Source organism: Pseudomonas sp. UBA3153 (genome assembly GCF_002364635.1).
GTDB lineage: Bacteria > Pseudomonadota > Gammaproteobacteria > Pseudomonadales > Pseudomonadaceae > Pseudomonas_O > Pseudomonas_O kuykendallii.
In genome coordinates this window covers 1-409 of sequence record NZ_DEYR01000064.1, presented here as the reverse complement: position 1 = coordinate 409, position 409 = coordinate 1, and the positions used below count along the sequence as shown (strand labels likewise).

Here is a 409-nt window from a genome sequence, read left to right as displayed (position 1 = left end):
GCGCGCGTGCTGCTGGTGGCGCTGGGGCTGGCGCTGTCCGCGTGCGCACAGCGGCCGGCGCAGGACGAGCGTCTCTACCGCGAGCTGGGCGAGCAGGCCGGGATCACCCGTATCGTCGAAGGCATGCTGCTCAACGTCGCTGCTGACCCGCGCATCTTCCGGCATTTCCACGACGTCGACATCGTTCGCCTGCGCGACAGGCTGGTCGAGCAGTTCTGTGCCGAGAGCGGCGGCCCCTGCGAGCGTGGCGACAGCGTGCAGCACATCAGCGAAGGGCTGGGCCTCTCGCCTGCAGGCTTCGGTGCGCTGGTCGAGGACCTGCGGGCGTCGATGGACGCCCAGGGCGTTCTCGGCCCGGTGCAGAGCCAGCTGCTGGCGCGCCTGGCGCCGGGGCGCGGCGACGTCGTCG

Annotated in this window: 1 protein-coding gene; it reads left to right on the top strand. The window is 72.1% G+C overall.

Going from position 1 to position 409, the window contains the following annotated elements:
• On the top strand, positions 1–409 hold a 409-nt coding region (locus tag B2X67_RS14985), incomplete at both ends, for a group I truncated hemoglobin (RefSeq protein WP_286785982.1).